At 58.3% G+C, this 22,837-nt stretch carries 21 protein-coding genes, 2 tRNA genes and 1 riboswitch; of the genes, 5 read left to right on the forward strand and 18 right to left on the reverse strand.

Annotated features, from left to right (window positions below):
- Window positions 1–12: 12 nt before the first annotated feature.
- The 4 genes from WKS99_RS00790 to leuS form a co-directional block, all read right to left on the reverse strand.
- Window positions 13–88 (reverse strand) — tRNA-Ala (locus tag WKS99_RS00790).
- 40 nt (window positions 89–128) lie between these two features.
- A tRNA-Ala gene (locus WKS99_RS00795) sits at window positions 129–204 on the reverse strand.
- A gap of 265 nt (window positions 205–469) precedes the next feature.
- Window positions 470–652: a 30S ribosomal protein S21 gene (gene rpsU / locus WKS99_RS00800; protein ID WP_023348912.1), complete on the reverse strand. Its 183-nt coding sequence runs from the start codon at window positions 650–652 to the stop codon at window positions 470–472.
- A 152-nt stretch (window positions 653–804) separates the two neighbouring features.
- A complete protein-coding gene (leuS, locus tag WKS99_RS00805; protein WP_186852040.1) occupies window positions 805–3,228 on the reverse strand; it encodes a leucine--tRNA ligase in 2,424 nt (807 codons plus the stop codon).
- Between the two features lie 238 nt (window positions 3,229–3,466).
- Between leuS and WKS99_RS00810 the strand changes: the two genes are divergently transcribed.
- On the forward strand, window positions 3,467–5,008 hold the full coding sequence (locus tag WKS99_RS00810) for a copper amine oxidase N-terminal domain-containing protein (RefSeq protein ID WP_340405164.1): 1,542 nt from the start codon (window positions 3,467–3,469) through the stop codon (window positions 5,006–5,008).
- 74 nt (window positions 5,009–5,082) lie between these two features.
- On the opposite strand, the gene WKS99_RS00815 is transcribed toward WKS99_RS00810, so the two are convergent.
- The 5 genes from WKS99_RS00815 to WKS99_RS00835 form a co-directional block, all read right to left on the reverse strand.
- Entirely contained in the window at window positions 5,083–7,395 is a 2,313-nt protein-coding gene (locus WKS99_RS00815; protein ID WP_186852038.1) for an ATP-dependent Clp protease ATP-binding subunit, read from the reverse strand.
- A gap of 137 nt (window positions 7,396–7,532) precedes the next feature.
- The gene (locus tag WKS99_RS00820; protein ID WP_340405165.1) at window positions 7,533–8,228 is read right to left on the reverse strand and encodes a CvpA family protein; all 696 of its coding nucleotides are present in this window, start codon (window positions 8,226–8,228) and stop codon (window positions 7,533–7,535) included.
- Between the two features lie 31 nt (window positions 8,229–8,259).
- Window positions 8,260–9,429: a DUF5711 family protein gene (locus WKS99_RS00825; protein WP_340405166.1), complete on the reverse strand. Its 1,170-nt coding sequence runs from the start codon at window positions 9,427–9,429 to the stop codon at window positions 8,260–8,262.
- A gap of 42 nt (window positions 9,430–9,471) precedes the next feature.
- On the reverse strand, window positions 9,472–10,224 hold the full coding sequence (gene truA, locus WKS99_RS00830; protein ID WP_147572081.1) for a tRNA pseudouridine(38-40) synthase TruA: 753 nt from the start codon (window positions 10,222–10,224) through the stop codon (window positions 9,472–9,474).
- A gap of 41 nt (window positions 10,225–10,265) precedes the next feature.
- Window positions 10,266–10,487 carry a helix-turn-helix domain-containing protein gene (locus WKS99_RS00835; RefSeq protein ID WP_147572080.1) on the reverse strand — a complete coding sequence of 74 codons (222 nt, stop codon included), beginning with the start codon at window positions 10,485–10,487 and terminating at the stop codon, window positions 10,266–10,268.
- 89 nt (window positions 10,488–10,576) lie between these two features.
- Here WKS99_RS00835 and WKS99_RS00840 point away from each other — a divergent pair, with 89 nt between their 5' ends.
- Complete coding sequence (locus WKS99_RS00840; protein WP_340405167.1) at window positions 10,577–10,912, forward strand: hypothetical protein; 336 nt, start codon at window positions 10,577–10,579, stop codon at window positions 10,910–10,912.
- On the opposite strand, the gene WKS99_RS00845 is transcribed toward WKS99_RS00840, so the two are convergent.
- From WKS99_RS00845 to WKS99_RS00860, 4 genes are all read right to left on the reverse strand, one after another.
- Window positions 10,843–11,652 (reverse strand): energy-coupling factor transporter transmembrane component T family protein, encoded by an 810-nt coding sequence (locus tag WKS99_RS00845; protein ID WP_240287225.1) that lies wholly within the window; start codon window positions 11,650–11,652, stop codon window positions 10,843–10,845. The genes WKS99_RS00840 and WKS99_RS00845 overlap by 70 nt on opposite strands.
- Window positions 11,653–12,525, reverse strand: coding sequence for an energy-coupling factor transporter ATPase (locus WKS99_RS00850; protein ID WP_147572077.1), 873 nt, complete (start codon window positions 12,523–12,525; stop codon window positions 11,653–11,655). It lies immediately after the preceding gene.
- Between the two features lie 130 nt (window positions 12,526–12,655).
- Window positions 12,656–13,501 carry an energy-coupling factor transporter ATPase gene (locus tag WKS99_RS00855; protein WP_147572076.1) on the reverse strand — a complete coding sequence of 282 codons (846 nt, stop codon included), beginning with the start codon at window positions 13,499–13,501 and terminating at the stop codon, window positions 12,656–12,658.
- 147 nt (window positions 13,502–13,648) lie between these two features.
- Window positions 13,649–14,518 (reverse strand): class I SAM-dependent methyltransferase, encoded by an 870-nt coding sequence (locus WKS99_RS00860; RefSeq protein ID WP_147572075.1) that lies wholly within the window; start codon window positions 14,516–14,518, stop codon window positions 13,649–13,651.
- 251 nt (window positions 14,519–14,769) lie between these two features.
- Here WKS99_RS00860 and WKS99_RS00865 point away from each other — a divergent pair, with 251 nt between their 5' ends.
- Complete coding sequence (locus WKS99_RS00865; RefSeq protein ID WP_186852032.1) at window positions 14,770–15,483, forward strand: hypothetical protein; 714 nt, start codon at window positions 14,770–14,772, stop codon at window positions 15,481–15,483.
- Window positions 15,484–15,531: 48 nt separating this feature from the next.
- On the opposite strand, the gene rbr is transcribed toward WKS99_RS00865, so the two are convergent.
- The 3 genes from rbr to epsC form a co-directional block, all read right to left on the reverse strand.
- Window positions 15,532–16,068 carry a rubrerythrin gene (rbr, locus tag WKS99_RS00870; RefSeq protein WP_147572073.1) on the reverse strand — a complete coding sequence of 179 codons (537 nt, stop codon included), beginning with the start codon at window positions 16,066–16,068 and terminating at the stop codon, window positions 15,532–15,534.
- 231 nt (window positions 16,069–16,299) lie between these two features.
- Window positions 16,300–17,745, reverse strand: a complete 1,446-nt coding sequence (cysS, locus tag WKS99_RS00875; protein WP_240287218.1) for a cysteine--tRNA ligase — start codon at window positions 17,743–17,745, stop codon at window positions 16,300–16,302.
- Window positions 17,746–17,802: 57 nt separating this feature from the next.
- Complete coding sequence (gene epsC, locus WKS99_RS00880; RefSeq protein ID WP_147572071.1) at window positions 17,803–18,477, reverse strand: serine O-acetyltransferase EpsC; 675 nt, start codon at window positions 18,475–18,477, stop codon at window positions 17,803–17,805.
- 453 nt (window positions 18,478–18,930) lie between these two features.
- Here epsC and WKS99_RS00885 point away from each other — a divergent pair, with 453 nt between their 5' ends.
- Both WKS99_RS00885 and WKS99_RS00890 read left to right on the forward strand, forming a co-directional pair.
- Window positions 18,931–19,680, forward strand: coding sequence for a helix-turn-helix domain-containing protein (locus WKS99_RS00885; RefSeq protein ID WP_340405168.1), 750 nt, complete (start codon window positions 18,931–18,933; stop codon window positions 19,678–19,680).
- Between the two features lie 2 nt (window positions 19,681–19,682).
- Window positions 19,683–20,045, forward strand: a complete 363-nt coding sequence (locus WKS99_RS00890; RefSeq protein ID WP_147572062.1) for a hypothetical protein — start codon at window positions 19,683–19,685, stop codon at window positions 20,043–20,045.
- Between the two features lie 147 nt (window positions 20,046–20,192).
- On the opposite strand, the gene WKS99_RS00895 is transcribed toward WKS99_RS00890, so the two are convergent.
- Both WKS99_RS00895 and WKS99_RS00900 read right to left on the reverse strand, forming a co-directional pair.
- On the reverse strand, window positions 20,193–21,014 hold the full coding sequence (locus tag WKS99_RS00895; RefSeq protein WP_340405169.1) for a formate/nitrite transporter family protein: 822 nt from the start codon (window positions 21,012–21,014) through the stop codon (window positions 20,193–20,195).
- Window positions 21,015–21,023: 9 nt separating this feature from the next.
- Window positions 21,024–22,688 (reverse strand): formate--tetrahydrofolate ligase, encoded by a 1,665-nt coding sequence (locus tag WKS99_RS00900; protein WP_340405170.1) that lies wholly within the window; start codon window positions 22,686–22,688, stop codon window positions 21,024–21,026.
- A gap of 53 nt (window positions 22,689–22,741) precedes the next feature.
- A riboswitch (ZMP/ZTP riboswitch) is annotated at window positions 22,742–22,833 on the reverse strand.
- Window positions 22,834–22,837: the final 4 nt, after the last annotated feature.

Here is a 22,837-nt window from a genome sequence, read left to right on the forward strand (position 1 = left end):
CTCTCCTTGAGATGGTGGAGATAAGCGGGATTGAACCGCTGACCTCTTGAATGCCATTCAAGCGCTCTCCCAGCTGAGCTATACCCCCGTATAGGAGAACTGCTTGTCTACCAATATTGAGTTGTAAGTGGTGGAGATAAGCGGGATCGAACCGCTGACCTCTTGAATGCCATTCAAGCGCTCTCCCAGCTGAGCTATACCCCCAAATAAAAGCCTTACAGGTCAGGTGTCCCTGTTCAGCGCAAGTGATATCTTACCAGAAAGGCGTTGGTTTGTCAACGCAAAATTCAAACTTTTTTCAACTTTTTTGTCTGTCCTAGTCCAGATGTCCTGTCCCACGTCAGATGGAGAGAGTCACATACCCTTCCATATTCCCACACCGCTCTGAATCATGATTCCCCCGGCACAGACGGGAGTTTTCGGGCTGCAATAAAAACCGCCACAGTAAATACTGCGGCGGTTTAACTGCTTAATAGAACTTCTTGCGATTCTTACGGGCGGCCTCAGACTTCTTGCGGCGCTTGACGCTGGGGCTCTCGTAGTGCTCGCGCTTACGAACCTCGGCCAGCACGCCAGACTTGGCGCAGCTACGCTTAAAGCGCTTCAGGGCGCTCTCCAGAGATTCATTCTCTCTCACACGGACTTCCGACATTTATATTTCCCTCCCTCCGGCGCGGCGGGGCGTCCCCTGCTCGCGTAAGGGCCATTTTTATGGCTTTAACAGTAGTATTATATTCGTTCCACGGCCAGATGTCAAGGGCCAATTATGAACGGGCTGTAAACCTTTTGACCATAGCAGGATGGTCAAGCCTGGGGCTTAAAAATCAAACTAACCAATTTGCCCTTGACCACAATACTCTTTACCAAAGTCATACCCTCGGCCAGCTTGACAATCTTAGGTTCAGCCAGGGCGGCCGCCACAATGTCCTCGTCAGAGGCGTCGGCGGACACTACGATGTTGGCCTTCACCTTTCCGCTGACCTGGACGGCCATTTGAACGGTGGCGGTGACGGTCTTGCTCTCGTCATACACGGGCCAGGGCTGGAGACATACCTGGCCCCCGTAGCCCGCCATCTCCCACAGCTCCTCGCACATATGTGGGGCGAAGGGGGACAGCATCAGCAGCAGTGCCTTCATGTCGCCCCGGCTGGCACCGTTGGCGTAAAAGTCGTTGACCAGGGACATGAGAGCCGCGATAGCGGTATTGAACTTCATGGCCTCGATGTCCTCGGACACCTTCTTGATCGCCTTGTGGACCGCCAGCTCGTTGGCCTGGGAATACGCATCTCCCACATGCTCCTGCTCGGTAGCCAGGTTCCACACCCGGTCCAGGAAACGCTTGCACCCCTTCACCGCATTGGCGGACCAAGCGGCGGCCTTCTCGAAGTCGCCGATGAACATGATATAGGTACGCATGGTGTCAGCGCCGTACATATCAATGATGTCGTTGGGATTGACCACGTTGCCCCGGGACTTGGACATTTTCTCGCCCCCCTCGCCCAAAATCATGCCGTGGGAGGTGCGCTTCTGATAGGGCTCCTTGGTGGGCACAACGCCGATGTCATAGAGGAACTTGTGCCAAAAGCGGCTGTACAGCAGGTGGAGAGTGGTGTGCTCCATACCGCCGTTGTACCAGTCCACCGGGGACCAGTAGTCCAGTGCCTCCTTGGAGGCTAATGCCTTATCGTTGTGGGGGTCCATATACCGCAGGAAGTACCAACTGGAACCCGCCCACTGGGGCATGGTGTCGGTCTCCCGCTTGGCGGGGCCGCCGCAGCAGGGACAGGTAGTGTTCACCCAGTCGGTCATCTTGCTGATGGGGCTTTCGCCGTCGTCGGTAGGCTCATAGCTCTCCACTTCGGGCAGGAGCAGAGGCAGCTGGTCTTCGGGGATGGGCTGCCAGCCGCACTTGTCACACCAAACCATGGGGATGGGCTCGCCCCAGTACCGCTGGCGGGAGAACACCCAGTCCCGCAGCTTGTAGTTCACCTGGGCATGGCCGATGCCCTTGTCCTCCAGCCACTTGGTGATAACAGGGATGGCGTCCTTCACAGTCAGGCCGTTGAGGAAGTCGGAGTTGACCAAGATGCCGGTCTCATCCTTGGCGGTAAAGGCGGCCTTCTGCACGTCCTCGCCGCCGGACACCACCTCGATGATCTCACAGCCGAACTTCTTGGCAAACTCCCAGTCCCGGTCGTCGTGGGCAGGAACGGCCATGATGGCGCCGGTGCCGTAGGTGGCCAGGACGTAGTCGGAGATGAAAATGGGGATCTCCCTGCCGTTGACCGGGTTTACGCCCCGCACGCCGTCCAGCTTGACGCCAGTCTTCTCCTTGTTCAGCTCGGTGCGCTCCAGGTCGGACTTGGAAGCGGCGGCCTTCTGATAGTCCTGGACCTCCTGGGCGTTGGCCAGCAGGGGCATCCACTTCTTCACCAGCTCGTGCTCCGGCGAGAGGACCATGTAGGTGGCTCCAAACAGGGTATCCGGGCGGGTGGTATACACTACGATGTCGTCCCCGGTGGTAGCCTTAAAGGTAACCTCGGCGCCGGTGGAGCGGCCGATCCAGTTCTTCTGCTGGATCTTCACCCGCTCGATGAAGTCCAGATCGTCCAGGTCGTCGATGAGCCGCTGGGCGTAGGCGGTGATCTTCAGCATCCACTGGCTCTTCTCCTTGCGGATGACAGGCGAACCGCACCGCTCACAGACGCCTTCCACCACCTCCTCGTTAGCCAGCACGCACTTGCAGGAGGTGCACCAGTTTACCGGCATAGTGGTTTTATAGGCCAGGCCGTGCTTGTAGAGCTGGAGAAAGATCCACTGGGTCCACTTATAGTAGCTGGGGTCGGTGGTGTCCACCACCCGGTCCCAATCAAAGGAGTAGCCCAACATATGCAGCTGCTTGGTGAAGTTGGCGATATTGTCCTTCGTCACCTTAGCGGGGTGAATGTGGTTCTTAATGGCGTAGTTCTCAGTCGGCAAGCCGAAGGCGTCAAAGCCGATGGGGAACAGCACGTTGTAGCCGTCCATCCGCTTTTTCCGGGCTATTACGTCCATGGCGGTGTAGGGTCGGGCATGTCCCACATGCAGCCCGTTGCCAGAGGGATAGGGGAACTCAACCAGGCCGTAGAACTTAGGCTTGGTGGTATCGCCAGTCTGGCAGGCAAAGGTCTTTTCGTCCTTCCACTTGGTCTGCCACTTTTTCTCGATCTCGGTAAAATCGTACTTCAAAGTTATCACGCTCTCCTGTATTTCTTAGCCGGGTTTTGGCCTAAAGTTAAAACGATTCCGTAATATTATATATGATAGCGCCTCTGTTTGCAAGGGTCGCGGAGAAAAAGAGCATTCATTTTTATAATTATTTTTTGATTGATTCTTTCGCTTATCATGGTATAATTTATTTTAGATAGCTGTTTGCTTTTTTCTATCGTTTGTTGCGAAAATTCACTATTTGAAAGGAGATTTAAAAATGAAAAAACTGTTTCGTCCCTTACTCTGCGCCGCGTTTTTGGCGCTAGCAGTAAGCGCCCCCGCTTTTGCCGCTGAACCTGACATTCTCCAGACGTTCCCCGACACCGTTTCCACCCGCCAGGGCGACTTCTATGTTCTGGTCAACGGGGAGTCCCTTACCTTCCCTGACGCGGTACCCAAGTTGAAGAGTGACCGCTCCTTCCTGCCCTTCGCGGCCACCTTTGAGGCGCTGGGCTATACCGGCATCACATGGGACGGCTCTACTGGCACCGTCACCGCCAGCAGGGATGGACAGCGCATCAGCCTGACCATCGGAGAACCCTCCATCACCTTGTATACAGAGGAAGCGCCGGATGGGCAGAATATCCCTATGGATGTAGCCCCCTATGTGGATCCCGCCACGGACCGCACTTATGTTCCTGTCGGGCTGATCGCTGACGCCTTGGGCTACAATGTAGGCTGGGACGGCTCCAACGGTACCGTCATCATTGACGACGTGGACGCCATCCTGGCGGCCAACACAGAAACCTATGAGCTGATGGACAAATACCTAGATTACAGCCGGACCTTTGCCCAGAAGAACCAGAAGGTCGGCGGCGAATACGCCATGGACATCTCTGTTTCCACCTCCGACGGCGAGCAGGATATGGATATCCAGTTCCTTGCCGACGGAGATTATGACATGATTATCGCCGGGTCCACCGCCTTCCAGTTCGATACTCAGATGGTACTGGATTACGCCGCCTCTCTCAATGGGGTAGACGCCACGGAGCTGTTGGACAGCACCGGTGAGCTCCCCTTCCCCCTTACCATTGACTTCGCTATGCGGGGTGATATGGAACAGGGGGCCCTCTATCTCAACTGCGCCGCCCTGAACCAATTTATCCTTGGGGAGGGTGCCTCGGACGATACCTGGTACAAGCTGGATATGAAGTCCTTTTACGACCAGAGCGCCGCTCTCACCGGCTTCACTTATGCTGACCTGCTGGCTCTGTCCAACGCCAGCCTGGACGCCAGCTTTACTGAGCAGTTGGAAACCGTCCTGCGGACCGCTCCTTTGACCAGCTATCTTACCACCTCTGACTATCTGGACCTGTATAACTCCATCTGTGGCGACAGCCATTTTAAGCGGTCCGGTTCCTCCTATGTGAACCAATTTTTAACGGAGGACGGTGTCACTGGCACCTTCACTCTGTATACCACTGGCTCCAGAGTCAACGGATACGCAATGGAGTTGACTGCCGTTGACCCCTCCTTCGGCGAGATGGAGATCGGCGTCTCCATGCGGAACAGTAAAATGGAGATGTCCATTGACCTGACTCAGTCCTCCTCTCTCCCCACTGGGGAAGATCCTTCTATCTCTACGCTGCCCGGAATTCTCTCTAGCGAGGTTTCTATGCACATGGAAATGGACGGCGCTTATCAGTCCACAAGCGCCAAGCCCAGCACCCAGCCCCCCGCAGACGCCACCGTCCTGGATATGTTCCAGCTGATGTCCCCTGACGACCAGGTGGAAGTTCCTGATGGCACTGCCGCTTAATCACTGCCCACACGCTCAACAAACAGCCCCCGGAAACCATAAGGTTTCCGGGGGCTGTTCCTCTTTGCCTTCTCTCACATAGCCAGTAGATGGATGGTGTCATCCTCCACCAGGGCTTTCATCTGGGAAACGGGGTGCTGATATCCCTCGATCAAGCGGACCGCGATGGCATCCTCCAGCTCCTTCTGGATGACCCGGCGAAGGTTCCGGGCTCCATAGACGGCGGAATAGGACTTCTTAACCAGATAGTCCAGCAGGGACTCCTCCCAGGAGAAAGAGATGCCCTTCTCCGCCATCGCAGTTGCCAGCTCCTTGAGCATCAGGACGGCGATGGACCTGAAGTTCTCCTCCGTGAGCTGATTGAAGTAGACGATCTCGTCGATCCGGTTGATAAACTCAGGGCGCAGGAAGTCCTGGAGGGCCTTCATGGCCCGCTCCCTCCCCTGCTCATTGGCGGTGCGGCCAAAGCCCACGGAGCCCACCTTGGTATTGCTCCCGGCATTGGAGGTCATGACGATCACCGTGTTCTCAAAGTTCACCGTCCGGCCGTGGGCGTCAGTGATACGGCCATCGTCCAAAATCTGAAGCAGGATGTTGAGCACATCTGGGTGTGCCTTCTCGATCTCGTCGAAGAGGACCACAGAGTAGGGCTTGCGGCGGATCTTCTCTGTCAGCTGGCCCGCCTCGTCATAACCTACATAGCCCGGAGGGGATCCAATGATGCGGGACACGGCGTGCTTCTCCATAAACTCGGACATATCCAGCCGGATCAGGGATTCAGGGGTATCGAACAGGTCCGCGGCCAGCTGCTTGACCAGCTCGGTCTTGCCCACGCCGGTGGAACCTACAAAGATAAAGGATACCGGCTTGTGCTTGGGGCTGATGCCCACCCGGCCCCGGCGGATGGCTGCGGCCACCGCCTTCACCGCCTCGTCCTGTCCGATAATGTGGCTCTCCAGCCGCTCCTCCAGCTTGGCCAGGCGCTGGTACTCCTGCTCCTGGATGCGGCTGGCAGGGATGTTGGTCCACAGCTCAATGACGTTGGCCAAGTGCTCTTGGTCTAGGGCGGGATGGGCCTTCTCCTCCAGCCCCCGCTTCTCTTCCTCCAGGCGCAGCTCCATGCTTTTGATGGTTGCCAGCCGCTCATAGGCCTCCTCCGTGGCGGCGGCCATCATAACCTCCCGCTCCTTGGACAGATCGGCCAGTTCTTTCTCCACATCGGCCAGACGGGCCAGGGCCTTATTCTCCAGATTCACGTTGGAACAGGCCTCGTCGATCAGGTCGATGGCCTTGTCAGGGAGATAGCGGTCAGTGATATACCGCTCGCTCATCAGCACAGCCTGGCGGCACATCTCCTTGGAGACCGTGACCTGGTGGAATGCCTCGTAGTAGGGGGCGATACCCTCAATGATCTTCACGCTGTCCTCGATGGATGGCTCCTCCACAACGACGGGTTGGAAACGCCGCTCCAGGGCGGTATCTTTCTCGATGTGTTTGCGGTACTCATTGAGGGTGGTGGCACCGATGACCTGGAGCTCCCCACGGGAGAGGGCGGGCTTCAGAATGTTTGCGGCATTCATGGACCCCTCGGCATCCCCGGCCCCCACGATAGTATGAACCTCGTCGATGACCAGGATGATGTTGCCCAGCTTGCGGATCTCCTCGATGAGTCCCTTCATCCGGCTCTCAAACTGGCCTCGGAACTGGGTGCCCGCCACCAGGGCGGTCAGGTCCAGGAGGTAGACCTCCTTATCCGCCAGCTTGTAGGGGACCTCCTTCTTATATATCCTCTGGGCCAGCCCTTCAGCGATAGCGGTCTTGCCCACGCCTGGCTCACCGATGAGACAGGGATTGTTCTTTTGCCGGCGGTTCAGGATCTGAATGACCCGCTGGAGCTCCCGGTCCCGGCCGATCAGCTTATCCAGCTTGCCCTCCTTGGCCTTTTGGGTTAGGGAGATGCAGTAGCTGTCCAAAAATTTTCGCTTAGGCTGCTTGGGGGCGCCGTTCTTCTCCGGCCGGGGGGATGCGCCGCCCCCCTCACTGGGCTGCTGGGGCGCTGGGGTGGCCCCACCTCCAAAGAGCTGATTCAGGAAGGGGAAGGTGGCGGTACGTCCGTCGTCCTCCTCGTCCCCCTCCTCCTTGGGCTGGTTCATCAGGCCCTCCATTCCCTCAGCTCCGCCGAAAGCGGACATCATTTCGGAGGTCAGGTTTTCCAGGTCCTCGTCGCTGATGCCCATCCGCTTTATGATGTCGTCAATGGGTTTTATGCCCAGCTCCCTGGCACATTTGAGACACAGCCCCTCGTTCTTCGAGGTACCGCCCTCCAGTTTGGTGATAAAGATGACCGCCACGTTCTTGCCGCAGCGGCTGCACATTGTAGGCTGCATAGTGTCAAAACTCCTTTCAGGAGATAAAATCAGATCAGCGCTCCGGGTCTCCGCCCGGCCTTTTGGGTGGTCATAACCACACAGGGCATATCATACAGCAGAAATATGAACTTGTCATGAACTGCTTCCTGAGAAATTCAGGCAAGTAGGGATAGGGGGTCGAAGGTGCAAAAAAAGTTCAGCAGATAGGTATTCTGTATCGCCTCAGGGGGGATCAGGCTGTTTCGGAGCAGCCAGCAGGCGATGAAAATCAACGCCCCGCCCTTGAGCAGCCCCAGGGCCGCCCCGCTCCAATGGTTTAAGGCGGACAGAACGGGCAGCCGGAAGGCCAGGTCCAGGGCATGGCTCAACAGGAACCAGGCGATGAGAACAGCTACAAACGCCAGCAGGAAGAGAACCATTCTGGCCAGCTGGACGGCGGCGTATTCCGCCAGTGCCTTAGCCGCGCTGGTGGTCACCTGAGCCACTCCGTTGTCCACGGCCTCCTGGAAGGCCTGTGCCAGGCCGCGGTAGAGCGCGGACTCCTGAAGCGCTTCCAGCACCTCTGAGATGGGCAGCTCCTCCAGTGCCGGCGCTTCTCCCCCAGTAGAGGCGAGGGAGTCCTCCACTTGAAGGGACTGCTCCAGCGCCCCCTGGATCTGGCGCTCGATGGCGGGCCGTATGGCGTCTGCCACCGGCCTGGCCAAGTTGTCCGAGATAACTGTAGCTCCGATAAAGGCCACAAAGATAGCCAAAAAGCCGCACAATGTCAGGATAAAACCCCGGCTGTACCCCCGCCACAGGGCAAAAAGGAGAATCAAGGCGATGATAACGTCAAAAATCAGATAATTCATAAGAACCTCCATGGGAAAACGGGCAGAGAGATCAACTTGGGATATAGAGCCAGGCCAGCTGGTCGTCGGCCAGCAGGGCAGAGCCGTTGGAGGACAGGGCGGTATATCGTGCCCCCTGGGTGTCTCCCAGTCGGGCGTATTCCACCAGCTCCGGCGTGTAAATGGTCAGTCGGCTGCCGGTGAGCAGGGAACAGTAACCGCCAGCGCTGTCAAAGTCCAATACCTGGCTCCGCAGCTCCATGCTGCTCCTCACTTCTCCCTCCGGATCGATGGTCATGACCTGGTTCGCGCTGCCTGCCCGGTATCGGCCCAGCAGGAGCAACGCGAAGCCCTCCCCTCCAAAGTCGCAGCCCTTCAGATAAGACCGCCCAAAGGGATAACTGTTGGCAGATTTTCCATCGTCAGACAGTGTCATGACTCTGTCCTCCCCCAGCACCCAGAGAAGGCCGTCCTCATAGTCCAGATCCAGCACTGTCACACTGCCCAGGCTGACCTGGGCAGTGGGCTCCTTCTGGTCCACGGGGAAAAAGAGCACCTGACTAAGGAAGGTGCCGCCCTCCTGGTCCATTGTGACCACCGCCACGGTCTTACAGTCGGGAGACAGGGCAGCGTCCACCACAAAGGTGGAGGACAGGCTGATCTGGATCACTTCGCTTCCAGAGGCGTCGTAGACTGTGACCGCCCCCTTGTACCCGCTCCGCTGGGCGGTGACCGCCAGCCAGCCGCTGTCGTTGGCCCGGGCGGACAGCAGGTCGCCGTCCCCCTCTAGGGACAGGTCAAAGACCTCCTCCGTCCCCCGGAAGAGGAACAGGGACTGCCCCCCGGCGTCATACACTACCCCCGCCTTGGAGGAGGCGGACAGCACCGGGTTGTCCATCGACAGCACTTCCTCGGCGTACTGGCGGCCGGAGAAGGAGTAGTAGTGGGCCCCGGCGGCTGAGGACATTAGAATACCATTTTCCAGATACGCCAGTGACATCTTGTCCCCGCCGGCGTGGGTGAAGGGGACCGCCTCGCCGGTATCGCTGGTTTGAATAGAGCGGTAGGCCAGCCACCGCTTCACCGCGTCCAGGTTGAAGCGGTCCCGGTACACGACCAGAGCCAGGGCGCCCAGCACCAGGGCCGCCGTCACCAACAGGGCCAGCAGCCGAAACAGGATATTCGGTTTTTTCGCCTTCTTGGCCGGCTGTTTTCCTTCCATTCTATTCGTCCTTGCTTCTCTTTAGTAGGGGTGCTCCCCTAGTCACAGCACATCTTCCTCATACCACAGCCTGGTCATATACAGCCCCCCCGGCGGGACCGTGGGGCCAGCCAAGGTGCGGTTGCCCGAATCCAAAATGGCCGGGATGTCCTCTGGAGCCAGCTTGCCCTCGGCAGCATAGACGATGGTGCCTACCATCGCCCGGACCATGTTGTATAGAAAGCCGTTGGCGCACACCTTACACTCTATCAGTTCCCCCTGGCGGGAAACGTCGAAATAGTACACCGTCCGCACAGTGGTCCTGGTTTCGGTGCCCACGGACCGGACCGCCCGGAAGTCGTGAGTGCCCACGAACTGGCTGGCCGCCCTCCTCATCACGGACTCATCCAAGCGCTTTGGATAAAACCAGGCCCGGTCCACATAGAAGGGGTTGCCCAGCCGGGAGTTATACAGGCGGTAGGTATACTCCTTTTTCTGGCAGGAACCGATGGCGTTGAAAGAATCGGGCACCTGAGTGGCCTTGACCACCACAATATCGTTGGGCAGCCGGGTGTTGACCGCCAGAGGGATCCGGTCGCAGGGTATCGTGGATGTGGTGCGGAAGTTGGCCACATAGACCTCAGCGTGGACGCCCGCGTCGGTACGGCCCGCCCCGGTGCATTTCACCGGATGGCAGACCACAGTGGACAGGGCTTTTTCCAGGGTTTCGGCCACGGACACAGCGTTTTTCTGAACCTGCCAGCCGTGATAGGCCGTACCGTTATACATCAGCTTTAAGGCAATATTGCGTTCCATGTAACACCTCGGTTCGGGTTGGTAAGAAGCGGGGTCGGCCCCTATTGGTTGATCTCCCGCCGCTCCGTCCGGCCCATCAGGTAGTCCAGGCTGACGTTGAAGTAGTCGGCCAGAAACACCAGACCAAGGGCGGTAGGGTGGCACTTTCCATACTCATAATCCTGATAGGTTCGGTATTTGACCCCGCAAATATCAGCAAGCTGGTTTTGAGTCAGATGCTGCTCGTTCCGTAGTTCCTTGATACGTTCTGCAAATGTTGCCATAATACGTCCTTTTCTCTTGATACACGGAATTTTCGCGCCATACTATATAATACACGGAAAAACCGTGATATTCGGAGGGGTAATCAATTATGAACATGATACTGTATAAACTCTTTCAAGACAACCCTGGGCTTGCCGGGGAAGTGGCAAAGTTCTGCCGAACCGTCCCTGGTTACCAGACGGCAGAGGCAGATTTTTCCAGCCAGGCTGACCAAATCAGCCGGCTGGTAGGGCCGGAATGTTATCTCCCCTTTGAGGCGGCTATGAACGTCCAACTGGCCTATGAGGCGCGGGCCTACTACCTGTTCGGTCTGGGCCTGCGGCGGGAGCTGCTCTCCGCCCTGGAGCCGGATGATCAAAGCCCAATATGCGCCAGCACGCCCACTCCCACGGCCACGGCCAGGAAAAAGGCCAGCACCATATAGTCCCTGGCCTGATACTTCAGCTGGCGCAGGCGGGTGCGCCCCTCTCCCCCGTGGTAGCAGCGGCACTCCATCGCCACCGCCAGCTCATCCGCCCGGCGGAAGGCGGAGATAAACAGGGGGACCAGCAGCGGGATCAGGGCCTTGGCCCGCTGGATCAGGTTCCCGCTCTCAAAATCGGCTCCCCTGGCCCGCTGGGCGGACATGATCTTGTCCGTTTCCTCGATCAGAGTTGGGATAAACCGCAGGGCAATAGACATCATCATGGACAGCTCATGGACGGGGACCCGGATCTTCTTCAAGGGATTCATCAGGGACTCCAACCCGTCCGTGAGCAGGATGGGCGAGGTGGTGTAGGTCAACAGAAAGGTGCCAGCAATAAGCATCATGATGCGGACCACCATAAAGAAGGCCTGGAACACCCCCTCCATGGTGATGGTCAGTACCCATATCTTTACCAGCACATGGGTGCCGGGGGTGTAGAATAGGTTGAGGATGGCCGTAAAAATGGCAATGAACAGCACTGGCTTCATCCCCCGAAGGATGGAGCGCACTGGGACCTTGGATACGGCGATGGACAAAGCCAGCAGGCAGAACATGATGGCATAGGTGACAAACCACTTAGCCAGAAACAGGGCCACGATATAGATCACCACAGCAATCAGCTTGGTACGGGGGTCCAGCCTGTGGACCAGGGAGTTACCTGGAAAATACTGTCCCAGGGTGATATCCTTCAGCGCCATTCAGCCCACCCCCTTCTCATTGCGGCCCAGCTTGGCCAAAATGGCGGCCTTGGCCTGCTCCACCGTGAACACCGAGGGGTCGATGTCCACCCCCAGGGCCCGAAGCCGGTGGAACACCCTGGTCATCTGGGGGACGCCCAGCCCCATCTGTTCCAGCTCGTCCCCGTGCTGAAACACCTCACGGGGGGTACCCTGGAAGGGGATGGTCCCGTCGTCGATGACCACCAGCCGGTCCACAGTGCGGGCCATGTCCTCCATGGAGTGGGACACCAGGATAATGGTGGCGTTGTGGGCCTGGTGGTAGTCCCGGATATTTTGCAGGATGGATTCCACTCCCTCCGGGTCTAGTCCGGCGGTGGGCTCGTCTAAAATGAGCACCTTGGGCTCCATGGCGATAACTCCGGCGATGGCTACCCGGCGCTTCTGGCCGCCGGACAGTTCAAAGGGAGATTTCTCCAGCTGGTCGTCCCGCAGGCCCACAAAATAGGCGGCGGACCGCACCCGGCGGTCGATCTCCTCCTCGTCCAGCCCCATATTTTTCGGACCGAAGGAGATGTCCTTATAGACTGTTTCCTCAAAGAGCTGGTACTCCGGGTACTGAAAGACCAGCCCTACCTGGAACCGGCTTTTTCGGGTGGTCTGGGGGTCGGTCCAGATGTCAGTGCCCTGGAGGAGTACCTGGCCCGATGTGGGCTTGAGCAGGCCGTTCAGATGCTGGATCAGGGTTGACTTCCCCGAGCCTGTGTGGCCAATAATGCCCAGATACTCTCCGGGATAAGCCTGAAAATCCACCTTCTCCAGTGCGGTGCGCTCAAAGGGTGTGCCGGCGGAGTAGGTGTGCGTCAGTTGTTTCGTTTCAATGATAGGGTCCATGAGAGGTTCCATCCTTGTATCAGTGGTACACGCCCCAGTGATGGAGTCGCGTCCAAAAAACTCTCCCCCAAGGGAAGGCACATGGGAGCGCGGCAGAGCCCGTCCCCAACAATAACATATCAGTTCCCGCTTACGACAGCACGGACCACAGGGCCGCGGCACACTCCTCGTCTGAGAGGGCGTCCAGAGGGACGCTGATTCCCTCCTGCCTCAGCTCCCAGAGAAGCTGGGTGGTCTGGGGGACCGTGAGCCCTACCGCCTTCAGCTCCTCCACATGGGAAAAAACCTCCTTGGGCACTCCGTCGGCCACCACACGGCCCTTAGACATAACCACCAATCGGTCAGCCTGTGCGGCCTCGTCCATGTGGTGGGTGATAAGGACCACCGTAACTCCCCGCTCCTGGTTCAGCGCCTTGATGGTGCGGAGCACATCGGCCCGTCCGGTGGGGTCCAACATGGCGGTGGGCTCGTCCAGCACGACGCACCGCGGCTCCATGGCGATGACTCCGGCGATGGCGATCCGCTGCTTCTGCCCTCCGGACAGCAAATGGGGAGCGTGCTCCCGGAACTCATACATATTTACCGCCTTCAGGGCCTCATCCACCCGCTTGCGGATCTCTTCCGGGGGGACGCCCAGATTTTCAGGTGCGAAGGCCACATCCTCCTCCACCACATTAGCGACGATCTGGTTGTCCGGGTTCTGAAACACCATACCCACCGCGCGGCGGACGTCCAGCAGCCTGTCCTCATCCGTAGTGTCAATGCCGTCCACGTACACCTTGCCTCCGCTGGGCAGCAGGATAGCGTTCATATGCTTGGCCAAGGTGGATTTTCCGCTCCCGTTGTGCCCCAGGACGGCTACAAAGGAGCCTTCCTTGATGGCCAGATCTACGCCGTCCAGCACCACTGGGGACACCCCCTCGGCCGCCGGGTAGGAGAAACGGAGGTCTTCAGTTTTGATGATGGTGTTGCTCATAAGATAGCCCTTTCTGGATAGAGTTGAGAGCAGAGAGCAAAGAGTGGGGATATAGACGCATATCCGTGCGGTTTCACTCCGCCTTTCGTCCTATTGTTGTTCCACCACACGGCCGGGACTCGCCCTGATCTCTTCCCTCTCAACACTTCACGCCTCATGCTTGACCCAACGCCCCGTGGCCCCACAGGGGAGGACCAGCCCGCTTTCGGTGACGGGCAGCCCCAGCTCGTCACTGGTAGTGTGGCCGCCGAAGCGTTTGGAGAGGATGGTCTCCAGGATATAGGTCACCACGCTGGGCGCCAGCCCGGTGGTGTAGGAGTTCAAAATAACGAACAGCGGGTCGTCGGACAGCACTCCAGACACCAGCTCCACGAATGGAAACAGGTTTTCCTCCAGCTTCCACACCTCTCCGGTGGGGCCCCGACCATAGCTGGGCGGGTCCATGATGATGGCGTCGTACCTCCGTCCCCGGCGTATCTCCCGTTCCACGAACTTGGCACAGTCATCCACAATCCAGCGGATGGGCGCTTCCTCCAAGCCGGAGGCCCTGGCGTTCTCCCGTGCCCACTGGACCATACCCTTGGCTGCGTCTACATGACAGACGCTGGCTCCGGCCGCGGCGCAGGCCACGGTGGCCCCTCCGGTATAGGCAAACAGGTTAAGCACCGAAATAGGCCGGCCGGCCTTTTGAATCTGTTCCCGGGCAAAGTCCCAGTTGACCGCCTGCTCTGGAAACAGGCCGGTGTGCTTGAAGTTCATGGGCTTGATGTTAAAGGTCAGGTCCCCATAGGATACCGTCCACCGCTCCGGCATGGACTTATTCTGCCACTGTCCTCCCCCCGTGGAGGAGCGGGCATATCGGCCGGCATTCACTTTCCAACCCCGGTGGGTCCGGGGTGTATTCCAGATGGCCTGGGGGTCAGGGCGGACCAACAGCTGGTCCCCCCACCGCTCCAGCTTTTCTCCCCGGCCACAGTCGATCAGCTCATAATCCTTCCAGTTGTCGGACGCCCACATATATGGCACACCTCACCTGTTTGATCCTCCTGATATACAGGGGCAAAACGATTGGAAAACTAAGTTAGTATATCATTCCAGACCGTTCCAGTCAATGAATTATGACTGATTCCCTGTCGAAAGGGCAGAAAAACCTTCCTTTCCCCTGCTGGGGCCAGAGAAAGGATTGTAATTATTCCCGACCTGTGGTAAGATATCTGGGAAAATGACAAAAACCGCGGTTTGTTCCGCGTTTCAGAGAGGTGCTATCCATGGACCATCCCTTTCGAGGTGCTGCCTTCGGCGGCTTTAACCGCCAGGACGTCCTGACCTATTTAGAAAATACCGCCAGGGAAGCCGCTCAACAGCGCGAGGCCCTGGAGCAGCAGTTGGAACAGCAGCGTCAGGCCGCCGAGTCTGCCCTTCGCCAGATTGAGGAACAAAGCCAACAGATCCTCCAGCTCCAGCAGGCCAACCAGCGGCTCCAGGAGGAGAAGGACGCCCTCTCCGGTCAACTGGAGCAGACCAATGTGGCCCTGTCCACCAGCCGTACCGAGCGCAGCCAGTTAAGCGACCGGCTGGCCCAGTTAGAGAACTCACTGGCCCAGGCCCAAACCAGGATCGCCGCCTTGGAACCGGACGCCGAAGCTTACGCCGCCCTGAAGGAGCGGACCGCCGGCGTAGAGCTGGAGGCCCACCGACGGGCCCAGACCGTCCAGGAGCAGGCGGAGGAGCAGGCCCGTCAGCTCCGCCGTCAGATGGAGCGTTGGATGCAGCGAGTGGAGCAGGAATACGATGTTCTTCGTACCCAGGTGGAGTCCACTGTTTCTCATGCTGCCGACCAGCTGGACAAGGCTGGCGCCGCTTTGAAAGAGGTGGGCGTCCTCCTGGAAGCCCAGGATGTGGCCTTGGATTCTCTGGCCCAGGCTTATGCGGACAGCGACCTCACCAAGGTGAAGGCTCCCATGCCCATCCCCGAAAGCTGACTGAAAAAAGCAGGACCGCCGGTGGCGGTCCTGCTTTTTCTGTTTCCATCAATAGTTTTCAGCCTTCAGCTGGAAATAATCCCTGGGATGGGCGCAGACGGGGCACACCTCGGGGGCCTGCTTGCCCACATGGATGTGGCCACAGTTGGAGCACTGCCAAATCATGTCGCCATCGCGGGAGAAGACAATGCCGCCCTCTACGTTGGCCAGCAGCTTCAGGTAGCGTTCCTCGTGCTCCTTCTCGATCTTGGCGACCTCCTCAAACAAGAAAGCGATATGGTCGAAGCCTTCCTCCTTAGCCTCCTTGGCCATGGTGGCGTACATATCGGTCCACTCGTAATTCTCACCCTCGGCGGCAGCCTTTAGGTTCTCCGCGGTAGTTCCAATGCCCTCCAGCAGCTTAAACCAGATCTCGGCGTGCTCCTTCTCGTTGGCGGCGGTCTCTTCAAAGATCTTGGAGATCTGGACATAGCCGTCCTTCTTGGCCTTGGAGGCGAAATAAGTATACTTGTTGCGGGCCTGGGACTCGCCGGCAAACGCGGTCCACAGATTGGCTTCGGTCTTGCTTCCCTTCAGCTCAGGCATGATAATTACCTCACTTTCCTGTATTTGTTAAATGAGAATTATTCTCAATAACTTAGTTTTAATATAGCAAACCGGCGCGAAAATGTCAATGGGAAAAGCAAAAATTTTCCTCAATTTTTTCTCACGCTCCCCTGGAAAAAAGGCGTGGAACCTGTACCATAAAACAGGCAGAAATCGATCAGCCGGGGGCGGCCATTCCTTTGCAGGATGGCCGCCCCCGGCATCTCCCTGTTATACCCGCTTCCAGGACGCGCCTCCGGGCACGTCGGTGACCTCGATGCCCATCGCCTTCAGTTCATCCCGGATGCGGTCGGCTTCGGCAAAATTCTTTGCCTTTTTGGCCTCGCCCCGTGCCAGCACCAGAGCATCGACGGCCGGGTCCCCTTCGCCGGTGACGGTATAGCCGCCGGCAGACTGGGACTTCTGAGCCGCCTGCTCCTTCCGCACCTTCTCCGCCTTTTCCAGCAACGACAGGGACAAAACCTGGTCAAAGCTGTTCAGGATGGCCAGCTTGGTGGCCCCGTTGGTCTTGGCCTTCAGGGCGTCATACAGGGCGGTGACTCCCATGGATGTGTTCAGGTCATTGCCCACCTGCTGACGGAATTTCATCTGATACTCACCCAAGAGGTCCTCGTCCACCACACCGTCCTTGGGGTCGATGGCCGCGATCTTGGCAATCAGCTTTTGGTAAGCCCCAGCGGCGTTATCCAGATTTTCCCAGGAAAAGACCAAGCCCTTGCGGTAATGGGACTGGAGGCAGAAGAACCGATAGGCCAGAGGGTCATAGCCCTTCTCCTCCAGTAAGGACACAGTGAGGAACTCCCCCTTGGACTTGGACATTTTTCCGCTGTTTGTATTTAAATGGTGGACATGGAACCACTGCTTACACCAGGGGTGACCCAGGTAGCTCTCCGACTGGGCAATCTCGTTGGTGTGGTGGGGGAAGGCATTGTCGATCCCGCCACAGTGCAGGTCCAAATACTCTCCGTTGTGCTTGAGGGAGATACCGGTACATTCGATATGCCATCCGGGATAGCCCACCCCCCAGGGGGAATCCCACTTCAGGGCCTGGTCCTCGAATTTGCTCTTGGTGAACCAGAGGACGAAGTCGTTTTTATTCCGCTTGTTGGAGTCCTCCTCCACGCCCTCCCGGACGCCTACCGCCAGGTCCTCCTCATCGTGGTCGTTGAACACATAATAGCGGTCCAGCTTGGAGGAGTCAAAATAAACGTTTCCTCCAGCCAGGTAGGCGTACCCCTTTTCGATCAGGCCGGATACGATCCGGATATAGTCCTCAATGCAGTTGGTGGCGGGCTCCACCACGTCGGGCCGCTTGATATTCAGCTTTTCACAGTCGTTGAAAAAGGCGTCAGTATAGAACTTGGCAATCTCCATGACTGACTTGTGCTCCCGTTTGGCGCCCTTGAGCATCTTATCCTCGCCGGTGTCAGCGTCAGAGGCCAGATGGCCCACATCGGTGATGTTCATGACCCGATTGACCTCGTACCCATCGTAGCGCAGGAATTTTTCCAGCACATCCTCCATGATATAGGAGCGCAGGTTGCCAATGTGGGCAAAGTGGTATACTGTGGGACCGCAGGTATACATCTCTACATGTCCGGGAGTATGAGTTTGAAATTCCTCTTTGTTATGGGTCGCGGAATTATACAGATACATGGTACCTCTCCTTTTTATCTAGTCTCTTTCTCTTGTCCTCAGAGCGCAGGCGGCCGGTCAGACCGTCTCCCGCTCTCCCTGTTCCCTAATAATCTCGTATCGCTCATCCAGCAGCTTTTCGATAAATTCCAGTCTGGAGGACAGGGCCTCCAGGCGCTCCAGCGTGGGATTTTCCACGCTGGTCTGGTCCACTTCATCCGCGTATCGGGTGGTGCGTCCGGCGATGCGGACGATCTGGGCCGGGATACCCACGGCAGTAGCGTCCTCCGGCACCTCGGACAGGACCACGGCGTTAGCCGCGATCCGGGAGTTGTCGCCCACCTTGATGGGGCCCAGCACCTTGGCCCCGCAGCTGACTAGGACATTATTGCCAATGGTGGGGTGGCGCTTGCCCTGATCCTTACCGGTCCCCCCCAGAGTGACTCCATGGTAGAGCAGGCAGTCGTCCCCCACCTCGGCGGTTTCTCCGATGACGATGCCCATACCATGGTCCATGACCAGACGGCGGCCGATCTTGGCCCCAGGATGGATCTCAATACCGGTCCAGAACCGGCTCCACTGGGAGACTGCCCTGGCCAAAAATTTCAGATTATGACAGTATAACCAATGGGCAAGCCGGTGATACAACAGGGCATGCACCCCTTGATAGAGCAAAAATATCTCCAATTTGGAGTGCGCGGCCGGGTCACGGCGCTGATACGCCTCCAAGGTTTCCATGAGGGATCTGAACATAGGCTCCTCCTTCCTTGTTTTGCGGTAATCCTGCCCCTCGCTGGGCAGGGCAAAAAGAAAACCTCTTATGCCCATTTTGGCATAAGAGGCGATAACTCGCGGTTCCACTCTCATTTCTCACTTGACCGGCCGCTATCGGGGCCGAACCGGAGGCCATTACGCCCCGCGCTCCCGGACGCACTTCACGTCTGCCGCTGTGGGCCCCCTTTCAGCCGGTGAAGGGCCCTCTCTGTCCGTTGGCCGGGACGCTACTCTTTCCGTTCCTCGCGCTTGTTACAAATCATTATATTAGCATCCTTCCTGGGAGGTGTCAAGTATAGCCCCGCCTTTTTCTCTGTTTTTCCCCCTCCAGCCGCCTGTCAACTTCAGGTTGACAAATTTCCAGCTTATTTTTCTTGTCATATCGTGGGATTTGGGGTATCTTGGATGCAGGATCAGAAAGGTGGGAGGACCATGATGGAACTGTATGAACGGATCGCCCTGGCCCGGAAGCAGGCCGGATTATCCCAGGAGCAGTTGGGAGAAAAGCTAGGCGTCTCCCGGCAGGCGGTAAGCAAATGGGAGAGCGGACAGACAAACCCAGATGTGGCCTATTTGGCAGAGATGTGCCGTCTGTTTGGCGTGTCCTCCGACTGGCTGCTTCTTGGAGAGGAGAGCGCCCTGGAGAGGACCCCCGCGCGCTGCCCCGGTTGTCAGGCCATTGTCACCGGTCTGGACCGGTTCTGTCCCAACTGTGGCCGGTCTCTTGCAGAACGTCTGGAAGATGGGACGTACACCCTTGTCATCAATCATATCACGGATCCTAAAATGGTCCGGGACCGTTTAGCCCAGTTTTATCGGGAGGTGCTGCAAGATGAGACCTATTCCGCTGTCCTACCGGACGCCATCTTGCGAGATGCGGAGGCGGGCGTTCTTTCCTCCCACTCTGTCGAGAATATGCTCCTGTTCCCGCCGGTCATATTGATTACAAACGCCAGTTATACCACGGTCCAGCGGGCCCTGAAGCTGCTGGACCACTTTGCGGACCTCCGCTCCTATCCCTCCGACGCGGGCAGCGACCTGGAGCAGTTGAGCAAGAGATCCCCTGTGGATGACCTTTCCAGCCGTGAGGAGCCCCGCCGGGAGCCCCTGTCTTTCGGTGCCGCAGTGGGTGCCGTTATCTTAGGCTTAATAGTAACCGTGCTGCTCCTCAGCTTCCTCTGACCTTGGATATTCGGACATTTGACCTGCGGGTGTGCGGCGGGGCCCTGGTATTTTATATCGTCAACCGCTGCCTTCTTATTCCCAACTCAGACGGACACTTAGGATGGTTCCTGTCCTGCTATGCCAACGACCTGTTTGCCGGGGGAGCCATATGCGCCTGGGCTGACTACCTTTTGCGCTGGGGCAGGCTAGCCCCCCTTCGCTCGGTAAAGCACGCGGTCCCCCTGCTTTTGGCCTGCGGGCTGGTGTGGGAGGTTCTCGCCCCACTTTGGAAAGCGGGGGCAGTCTTCGACCCCTGGGACTTCGTCGCCTATCAGGCGGGCGGACTGCTCTACTTAACCGCCAGAGAACGGGCCTGTCGATAGCGGTCCTCCGGGCTTATTCTGAAGAAAGGGTCGTCTAAGCACCTGTGAAAGTTCAAAAAACCGGCTGACCACGCCCGGTCGAAAAAACGGCTGTGGGAGATGGTCTCTCGATCATCTCCCACAGCCGTTTTCTATGCCAATAGACCGTCAGCTTTTCGGGCGGTAGCAATACCACAGCAGGCCGCCCAGCCCCGCGCCGCCAAGGACGTTCCCAATCGTGACGGGGAGCAGGTTTCCCAGCAGGAATCCCCCCACCGTCAATCCAGACAGGTCCAGCCCCGCCTCCGCCGCCAGTTGGGCATAGGCCGGGACCATCTTGGCCATAAGGCCAGCGGCAATATAGTACATATTGGCAACGCAGTGCTCAAAGCCGCACAGGACAAAGTAACATACCGGAAGAAATGCCCCCATCAGGCGGCTGGCTGTGTCCCTGCCCGACATGGCCATGACCACGCCCAGGCAGACCAGAAGGTTACAGAAGAAGCCCAGCACCACCCCATTCTGGAAGGGGATGGCACACTTGGCGGCCGCCATTCTCATTGTGAACAGGGCCAACTGCCCGCCGGAGTAGTCGAACTGACCGAACCAAGCGCAGCCCGCCGCCACCAGCAGGGCTCCGGCAAAATTAGACAGGTAGACGATGCTCCAATTCCGCAACATCCCCCGCCAGGAGCAGCGCCCATCCAGCAGAGAAATGGTGATCAGGCAGTTGCCGGTAAAGAGCTCCGCCCCGGTGGCTATCACCATTCCCAGCCCGAAGGGGAACAGCAGGCCACACACCGTCCGGGCGGTCCAGGTGCCCTGGATGCCATAGGAGGCCGTGTTAGTGGCGGCGCTGCCCATGGCGATCAAGGCCCCAGCCAGGATGCCCAGCAGAATCAGGACAGAGGCTGGCTTTCCGGCCTTCTCCGCCCCAGCGGCGGCGTAGAGCGCCGTCACCTGGGCGGGGGAATTGAAATGGTTATCCATGTGCCCCCCTCAGAACAGGCCGGAGATTACTCCGTTCTCATCCACGTCGATCTTTTCCGCGGAGGGTACCTTGGGCAGGCCGGGCATAGTCATAATATCCCCAGTCTGGACCACCACAAAGCCGGCGCCCGCGGACACCTTCACCTTGGACACCGTAATGGTAAAGCCCTCGGGGCGGCCCAGCCTGGTCTGGTCATCGGTGAGGGAATACTGGGTCTTGGCCATGCACACGGGCAGGCCGCCCATGCCCATCCTCTCCAGCCGCTCCAGCTCCTTGGATGCGGCATCGGAATAGCTCACGCCCACGCCCCCATATATCTTTTTCACCACAGCCTCGATCTTGCTCTTTAAAGGCTGATCTAACTCATAGGCGTAGGTAAACTTCTTGGGCTGCTCACACAGGCGGAGCACCTCCTGGGCCAGTTGGATACCGCCCTCGCCCCCTCTGCCCCACACTTCGGACAAGGCCACATTGACCCCCAGTTCTTTACACTTGGAGCGGATCAGGTCCAGTTCTCTGTCGGTGTCGTTGACAAAGCGGTTGATGGCCACCACACAGGGCAAACCGAAGACCTGGGTGATATTCTCCACATGCTTGAGCAGGTTGGGCAGGCCCCGCTCCAACGCCTCCAGGTTTTCCTCTCCCAACTGGGCCTTGGGCACACCGCCGTTGTACTTCAGCGCCTTGACCGTGGCCACGATGACCACCGCGTCCGGGGTCAGTCCGGCGGCCCGGCATTTGATGTCCAGAAACTTCTCCGCACCCAGGTCAGCTCCGAAGCCCGCCTCGGTGACCACATAGTCGGCCAGCTTCAGGGCGGTGTCAGTGGCGGAGACGGAGTTGCAGCCGTGGGCGATGTTGGCAAAGGGGCCGCCGTGGACAAAGGCGGGAGTGTTCTCCAGCGTCTGGACCAGATTGGGCTTGATGGCGTCCTTCAGCAGGGCGGCCATGGCTCCCTGGGCCTTCAGGTCGGCGGCGGTCACCGGCCGGTCGTCATAGGTGTAGCCCACGATGATACGAGCCAGCCGCTCCTTCAAATCCTTCAGGCCGGTGGCCAGACACAGGACCGCCATGATCTCGCTGGCCACCGTGATATCAAAGCCGTCCTCTCGCGGGACGCCCTGCATCCGGCCGCCCAGACCGTCCACGATATTTCGCAACTGCCGGTCGTTCATATCCACACAGCGGCGCCAGGTGATCTTCTTCACGTCGATGCCCAGTTCGTTACCCTGCTGGATATGGTTGTCCAACATGGCGGCCAGAAGGTTATTGGCCGCTCCGATAGCGTGGAAGTCGCCGGTGAAGTGGAGGTTGATATCCTCCATAGGCACCACCTGGGCGTAACCACCACCGGCGGCGCCGCCCTTGACGCCGAACACAGGGCCAAGGGAGGGCTCCCGCAGGGCCAGGATTACGTTCTTGTCCAGCTTTTTCAGCGCGTCAGCCAGCCCAACGGAGGTGGTGGTCTTGCCCTCTCCGGCGGGGGTCGGATTGATAGCGGTGACCAGGATCAGCTTGCCCTTCCGGGCCTTGTCCCGCAGGGGGGTGATGTCGATTTTAGCCTTATAGCGCCCATAGTATTCCAGCAGTTCCTCGCTGACCCCCGCCTTGTGGGCCACCTGGCCAATTGGAAGCATCTCCGCGGCCTGGGCGATCTCGATGTCAGTCTTCATCTTCCATAACTCCTTCCTGTTGCGCCCGCAAAAATAAAAGGGCGCACTAAGCAATAGTGCGCCCAGACGGTCGGCAATATGGCGTTTCACACGCCGGGCCCTGTTCCACGTGGTCACTCCACTTCCGTCAGTCGCAGGGCTTGGATTCA

This window comes from Flintibacter sp. HCN-6482, assembly GCF_037892565.1.
GTDB classification, from domain to species: domain Bacteria; phylum Bacillota; class Clostridia; order Oscillospirales; family Oscillospiraceae; genus Lawsonibacter; species Lawsonibacter aceti.